The 6,646-nt window shown below is 47.0% G+C and carries 9 protein-coding genes and 1 tRNA gene; 8 read left to right on the plus strand and 2 right to left on the minus strand.

Annotated elements, in window-relative coordinates; all coding sequences use genetic code 11:
* The first annotated feature begins 67 nt into the window (after window positions 1–67).
* From M3G15_RS16995 to M3G15_RS17010, 4 genes are all read left to right on the plus strand, one after another.
* Window positions 68–829, plus strand: a complete 762-nt coding sequence (locus M3G15_RS16995; RefSeq protein WP_016314582.1) for a ParA family protein — start codon at window positions 68–70, stop codon at window positions 827–829.
* Window positions 822–1,667, plus strand: coding sequence for a ParB/RepB/Spo0J family partition protein (locus tag M3G15_RS17000; RefSeq protein ID WP_009223350.1), 846 nt, complete (start codon window positions 822–824; stop codon window positions 1,665–1,667). The genes M3G15_RS16995 and M3G15_RS17000 overlap by 8 nt, the downstream gene beginning before the upstream one ends.
* 158 nt (window positions 1,668–1,825) lie before the next feature.
* Entirely contained in the window at window positions 1,826–2,983 is a 1,158-nt protein-coding gene (locus M3G15_RS17005) for an aminotransferase class V-fold PLP-dependent enzyme (RefSeq protein WP_260071560.1), read from the plus strand.
* A 28-nt stretch (window positions 2,984–3,011) separates the two neighbouring features.
* The gene (locus M3G15_RS17010) at window positions 3,012–3,512 is read left to right on the plus strand and encodes a DUF4446 family protein (protein ID WP_009223352.1); all 501 of its coding nucleotides are present in this window, start codon (window positions 3,012–3,014) and stop codon (window positions 3,510–3,512) included.
* On the opposite strand, the gene yyaC is transcribed toward M3G15_RS17010, so the two are convergent.
* The gene (gene yyaC / locus M3G15_RS17015) at window positions 3,484–4,092 is read right to left on the minus strand and encodes a spore protease YyaC (RefSeq protein ID WP_009223353.1); all 609 of its coding nucleotides are present in this window, start codon (window positions 4,090–4,092) and stop codon (window positions 3,484–3,486) included. The genes M3G15_RS17010 and yyaC overlap by 29 nt on opposite strands.
* A gap of 129 nt (window positions 4,093–4,221) precedes the next feature.
* On the opposite strand from yyaC, the gene M3G15_RS17020 reads away from it, so the two are divergent.
* From M3G15_RS17020 to M3G15_RS17035, 4 genes are all read left to right on the plus strand, one after another.
* Entirely contained in the window at window positions 4,222–4,476 is a 255-nt protein-coding gene (locus tag M3G15_RS17020) for a putative Se/S carrier protein (RefSeq protein ID WP_009223354.1), read from the plus strand.
* A gap of 54 nt (window positions 4,477–4,530) precedes the next feature.
* Window positions 4,531–5,415 (plus strand): mechanosensitive ion channel family protein, encoded by an 885-nt coding sequence (locus tag M3G15_RS17025; protein ID WP_260071561.1) that lies wholly within the window; start codon window positions 4,531–4,533, stop codon window positions 5,413–5,415.
* A 56-nt stretch (window positions 5,416–5,471) separates the two neighbouring features.
* Window positions 5,472–5,714 carry a DUF951 domain-containing protein gene (locus tag M3G15_RS17030; RefSeq protein WP_036644074.1) on the plus strand — a complete coding sequence of 81 codons (243 nt, stop codon included), beginning with the start codon at window positions 5,472–5,474 and terminating at the stop codon, window positions 5,712–5,714.
* A gap of 70 nt (window positions 5,715–5,784) precedes the next feature.
* Window positions 5,785–5,875, plus strand: a tRNA-Ser gene (locus M3G15_RS17035).
* A gap of 379 nt (window positions 5,876–6,254) precedes the next feature.
* Here the strand turns inward: M3G15_RS17035 and M3G15_RS17040 are convergent.
* Window positions 6,255–6,452 carry a YjzC family protein gene (locus tag M3G15_RS17040; RefSeq protein WP_009223357.1) on the minus strand — a complete coding sequence of 66 codons (198 nt, stop codon included), beginning with the start codon at window positions 6,450–6,452 and terminating at the stop codon, window positions 6,255–6,257.
* Window positions 6,453–6,646: the final 194 nt, after the last annotated feature.

Raw genomic sequence — 6,646 nt, forward strand, 5'->3', positions numbered from 1 at the left:
GCTGCAGCCTAGAATGCGTACATGAGTACTACAAAGAGATTCTTCTATTATATTGAGGTGAACTGGATTGTCTAAAATCATCGCCATAGCGAACCAAAAAGGGGGCGTCGGTAAGACGACGACTTCTGTAAATTTGGGAGCGGGATTAGCTGCCATCGGAAAGAAAGTACTGCTGATCGATATTGACCCCCAAGGGAATACGACAAGTGGTGTTGGCATTAATAAAGCGGATGTTGCGAATTGCATTTATGATGTGCTGATTAATGAGGTTCATCCAAAAGATGCAATTGAACATACGGAGATTGAAAATTTGCATATCATCCCGGCTACGATTCAACTCGCTGGGGCTGAAATCGAATTGGTTCCCACCATTTCGCGCGAAGTGAGACTTAAGAAATCGTTACAACCGATTCGGAACTTATATGATTATATTTTGATTGATTGCCCGCCTTCGCTAGGAATTCTTACCATTAACTCCTTGACCGCCGCTGATTCCGTTCTCATTCCTATTCAGTGCGAATATTACGCTTTGGAAGGACTTAGCCAACTATTAAACACGGTGAGATTGGTTCAAAAGCATTTAAATACCTCGCTGCAAATAGAAGGGGTCTTACTAACGATGTTTGATGCCCGGACAAATCTGGGTATTCAAGTCATTGAAGAGGTTAAGAAGTACTTCCAGCAGAAGGTCTATAAAACTGTGATTCCACGTAATGTGCGTTTAAGTGAAGCGCCGTCCCATGGTCAATCCATTATTACGTATGACCCTCGTTCGAAGGGTGCGGAAGTATATCTTGAGTTGGCAAAGGAAGTGGTATCTTATGAGTAAACGATTGGGCAAAGGATTGGATGCTCTGATCCCGGCACTGTCTATTCAGGATGATGATAAGGTTATAGAGATCCCACTTAACCAACTTCGTGCCAACCCGTATCAACCACGCAAGACCTTTGATGAGGAGGCTATACGGGAGTTGGCCGAATCGATTCGGCAACATGGGGTTATTCAACCGATTATTGTACGCAGCGTACTCAAAGGTTATGAAATTATCGCAGGGGAGCGCCGGTTCCGTGCATCGCAATACTGCGGTAATGCAACCATCCCGGCCGTTGTTCGGAGTTTTTCAGATCAACAGGTCATGGAAATTGCACTCATCGAGAACCTGCAGCGGGAAAATCTAAACGCGATGGAAGTAGCGGTTGCGTACCAAGGGTTGATGGATCAATTCCAGCTAACACAGGAAGAGCTTTCGTTGAAGGTAGGAAAGTCTCGTTCTCATATCGCGAATTTTTTGCGGTTGCTTTCCTTGCCGGATGAAGTGAAGGAATGTGTTTCACGTGGAACATTATCGATGGGACATGCCCGAGCTTTGGTTGGGTTGAAGGATCCAGATACGATTAAGCAGTTGGCCCAGCAATGTATCGATCATGAATGGAGCGTTCGTGATCTGGAAAATGCGGTGCAACAACTGGATCGCAAAAAGCAGGAAAAACCAAAACCGGCTGGGAAGAAACGCGACCCCTATATCGAAGAAGTAGAAGAGAGTCTGCGTGAACGATATAAGACGACAGTCAAAATTAAAGCAAATAAAGACAAGGGTAAAATCGAAATTAACTATTACAGCCAGCAGGATTTGCAACGGCTGCTTGATATGTTGACTTCGGGATAAATGAAATGACATATCCAACTTTTGGATAGCTCCTAAAGTGGGGGCTACAGAAGGAGGGTATGTCATTTCTTGGTCTGGTATTCGATTGAACTGGAACGGATGATGGAGCTGAAGCTCTAGTCCAAACTTGCACCTATATCCTAAGGAGGGGAATATGTTTGCGCGAGAAGAAATCCGTTATCTATTTGGATCATGCAGCTACATCTTGGCCAAAACCTCCTAGGGTAGGAGAGGTGATGTTGGAAATACTAAACGGACCAGCTGCTAATGCAGGACGAGGGAATCATGGGATGGCGCTCCAAGCAGGAAGGGTGTTGTACAAAACACGTGTCAAGCTGGCCCAGCTATTTGGAGTCTCCAATCCCAATGATATTGTGTTTACCTCCAGCACAACTTCGGCTTTGAATTTAGCCATTAAAGGTTGGCTAAAACCTGGGGATCATGTGGTGGCGACCACCGTTGAACATAATTCGGTAAGACGTCCTCTTGAGTTTTTGAAGCGGACTGCAGGCATCGAAGTAGATTATGCTGAGGTGGATGCTTACGGTCGATTAGATTTGGAGCAGGTGGAGAAACTTTTTCTCCCTCACACACGTTTACTTGTATGTTCTCACAGCTCGAACTTGTTGGGATGTATTTTGCCAGTTCAAGCTTTAAGCCAGATGGCTCATGCGCACGGAGCGATTCTAATGGTGGATGCTGCGCAAACGGCAGGGTGCTATCCGGTAAACGTTCAAGAGATGGGGATCGACTTGCTTGCTTTTCCAGGGCATAAAGGGCTACTTGGACCTCAAGGTACAGGAGGATTATATATTCACCCGGATATTGACCTGGAGCCGCTGATGCATGGAGGAACTGGCAGTCAATCCGAAGAAATCGAGCAGCCGTCTGTTCGTCCTGACCGGTATGAAGCGGGCACTGTGAATACTCCAGGGATTGCCGGGTTAGGTGCTGGGGTAGAAATGGTGCTTGAACGTGGCGTGGAACAGATTCATCGTCACGAGTGGGAGTTAACCCAGTTTTTAATGAAGGAACTGCAAAAGGTTCCTGGCGTTCGTCTGATCGGTCCGGAGATCGGTCAGCCTCGAACGGGTATCGTCTCGTTTACAATCGAAGGACGGGATGCCTCGGAAGTCGCGTTTGTGCTGGATCGGGAATATGGCATCGCGGTTCGTGCAGGGTATCACTGCACACCGTTAGGCCATCAAACTGCCGGCACGCTGGAGGGCGGAGCGGTTCGCGCCAGCGTAGGTTATCTGACGACCGAGGCAGATCTTCAAACATTAATTGATGCAATTCATAAAATGGTGAACTGATCTCAAGCACAGAGGAGTAGAAAGTCGCATGCGGGAATGGAATGATCTCATCTTTGAGCAACTAAGCTGGATCGTTGGAGGTTTGGTTCTCCTGATCCTTTGGATGTTGATCTGGAATCTGATTCAGGGAAGTAAGCTTCGCAAGATGAAGCAAAGATACGAACTGATGATGAAAGGTACTGGCGTACAAGATCTGGAGACCTTGCTGATCGATTTGAAGATGCAGCAGGACAAAATCGAAGACGTCCAGGAAGAACAGAAGCAACAGCTTGCACAAATCCAAAAATGGATGCCTATGCAAAAATCTAAAATTGGTATCAAACGCTACAATGCTTTCGGTGAAAAGGGAAACGACCTGAGCTTCTCCATTGCGATCGTTAATGATCAGCAAGATGGCGTGGTCCTCACTGGCCTGTATAACCGTGATGGTTCTTTTGTTTATGCTAAGGGCTTGGAGAAAGGGGAGTCACCGCATGCGCTTTCTCCGGAAGAACGGGAAGCTATAGCTCTCGCCGGGCTAAGGAAATAGACCCTTGAGTCCACTCTTTAATTGCGGTATACAAGCATTTTGATATAATCTCTGAAAGACGCATAACTAGACTGAGACGTGTGTTTTGCAATACGAAGTATTCCATGAAGCCGCCGACATTGACGATGCCCGTAAGATGGATATCGCCGACCGGCGGTAATTCTTTATTCACCCCTGCTCCAGGGCGGAGGGGGCCTTGCACCACTTGGATGGATCCAACGCTGGATGTCTGACCGAGGCAGGCGTCAATGCTGATAATATAAGGGTTAGCGAACCGAGCGTGGATTTCATCTAAGGTTTCTCTTAGATTCATGGCATGTACAGGCTCATCGAGTGTGCCGTAAAGGTGAAAATACGGGCATTGATACTTCGCCAACGCGCTGCCGACCAGGGGGCCTAAGCAATCTCCGGTGGAACGATCGGTTCCAATGCAAACGACAACAATGTCTTGTCCTGGGGTAACCTGTCCAAAATGCAGAAGCAACCGGTGAATGATGGCCGAATGAATGCCGGGTTCGGTATGAAGGATTTTTAAATAAGGAATTTCTTGTCCTGGAATGGTTGGTTGAATCTGTGACATGGAATCTTCCTTTCCGCTGAAGATCAAGTGCGCATGCTGCACTTTATAGATTTAGTAGATAGTATATGGAAGAAATGCGTATTATATACTCGTACAAAAGTCTTAATGGACAAAAGGAGAGGAATCTGAATGGAAGAGGACTGGCTGGTGATGGCGTTTGATTCAACACAGCAGGCGCTGCGTGCGGAGATGCTGCTGGAGTATGCTGAGGTAGATATCGATTTATTTCCTACCCCCAAAGAAATCACCGCAGGATGTGCGTTGTCGATTCGTTTTCCCCAAAACGATTTGGAGGTAGTTAAAGAGATCATCACTTCGGAATCGGTAGAGATACGGGGGATTTACTCCCACGACGGGATGGGCTATCATAGCATCAAGCTTTAGGGCTTGACGGCCCTGGATGATACATTGATGAAATCTCAAAAAGGATTGATAGATATGTTACTGGCAAAAGAACCGGAAGTGATCCAGGATGCTGCCGAAACGGTGACGACCTGGAAAGATAAGATATGGAATTGGTTTACAGATATGGATATGTGGATGAACGTGCTTTATGCCGGGATCAAAATTATCATTATTTTCACCCTCACCCGATTGTTCGTTCATATCGTATTCCGCTTAATCGATCGATCGTTGCAGAAGAGGGAGAAGAGCCGGTTGCAGATGAACCCGCGACGGTTAGTTACGGTTGGTGAACTGCTCAAGAATGTCACCACCATCACCAGCAATTTTATTATGGTCATGTTAGTGATGGGGGAGCTTGGGTTTGATCTGGCGCCGTTGCTAGCGGGTGCCGGAGTTCTTGGCCTTGCGATCGGTTTTGGTGCCCAGAGCTTGGTGAAGGATGTTATTACCGGCTTTTTTATCATTCTGGAGGATCAGTTTGCTGTTGGTGATGTCATTCAAACCGGAAGTCTGAAGGGGACGGTAGAGATGATTGGGCTGCGCTCCACTCGGTTAGTGAGCTACACGGGAGAGGTCCACATCATCCCTAACGGGATGATCACGAACGTAACGAATTACTCCGTGGGAACCGCATTGGCGGTGGTCGACTTGCCGTTTAGCAACTCAAGGAAGCTGGAGGACAGCGTAGAGCTGCTCAGAAGGGCCATGCAGCGCCTGAAAGAGGAGAAGGAGGGGATCCCTCAGATTCCGAATGTGCTGGGCATTCAGTCGTTAACAGCGAGCGAGTACGTGATACGAATTGCGGTGGAGTGTCCTCCAGCCATTCGATCGGAAGTGGAACGTCAGATCCACGCTTATGCCAAAGAAGCTCTGGAGCAGGAGGAGTTGGAGAACCAACGCGGGCATGCAGAGATCTAGGGTTCAATTTATTCGGAATAAATTAAAAATTCAAGAAAAGATCGGGGGATTGTGTGATGGAGCGAAAATCCTTTCAATTAGGCGATATTGTACAAATGAAGAAAAACCATCCTTGCGGGAGCAACGAAATGGAAATTATCCGGATGGGCATGGATATCCGCATTAAATGTATCGGCTGCAAACACAGCGTGTTGGTGCCTCGGGCGAAGTTCGAGAAGAATATGCGCAAAGTGCTCCGGTCGGCGGCTCTAGCACCAGAAAATACGGCGTCGGACGGGCAATCACCACCTGGAGAATAAGTAATTTATGGGATGAAGGGTACTCTCTATTGCAATCGGAATGAATTCATGGTACAATCATTCTTGCTGTGGAGAGGTACCCAAGAGGCCCAAGGGGGTTGACTCGAAATCAACTAGGCGTCGCAAGGCGTGCGTGGGTTCGAATCCCACCCTCTCCGCCATCATCTAAATATTGCCTATAGACGAACTCTTACGTATGCGTAGGAGTTTTTTTGTTTTATGTATAAATTTATGCAAAAGCAAGAAGGACCCTTTTGGGTCCTTCCTGTGGTTGACGGCGAACTTTATTGGAAATTCTCTTCTCAGCGACAAACAGAAACATTCGATGTTTGCCTTAGCAAGCACGAATTAGGGAAGAGGGGTCTTCACTAACTCGTGATCTGACGCTTCTACAAGTCGTGAACAAGATCTCCTTGCGGTTTGTTTCTCGCGGAACCCTTTAACTGGACCAACGGAACCACACCTCTCTTGCTCGCCGTCGATTGTATTATGTGCAGGATTCGCGGTTTTATACACGCCGAGTAAAACGGAATGAATTGGTTAATGGACGCGGGCTTTCTCTTCTTTTTTCCACTTGCGGTTCTTGTTGGACGTCTCAGGGAATTTATCGCCCTTTTTCAACTTAATTCGCTTTGGATTTTGAATTTGCGTATGAAAGCTCCGCGCCTCACCAACCTCCACATATACCCCTGGGTTTGGAGCGCGCATGCCTTCTTCATATTCTGTTTGTTCACCCATACAGCGTTCCTCCTTTCGAACTTTAGCTTGGAATCCATGCTTATTGTTTGTCGAAGGGATGGAATCATGTACGGCAGGGGCCCGATAATTATTGACAAGCATAAATGAAATGAAGCCGATTTTGGGGCTTAGAGGAAACCGTACGAACGGATGAAAAGGGAAAGGCATATTAAACCCGCAGTTACAGAAAAGAT

Source organism: Paenibacillus sp. p3-SID1389 (assembly GCF_025151705.1).
In the GTDB taxonomy this organism is placed as follows: domain Bacteria; phylum Bacillota; class Bacilli; order Paenibacillales; family Paenibacillaceae; genus Fontibacillus; species Fontibacillus phoenicis.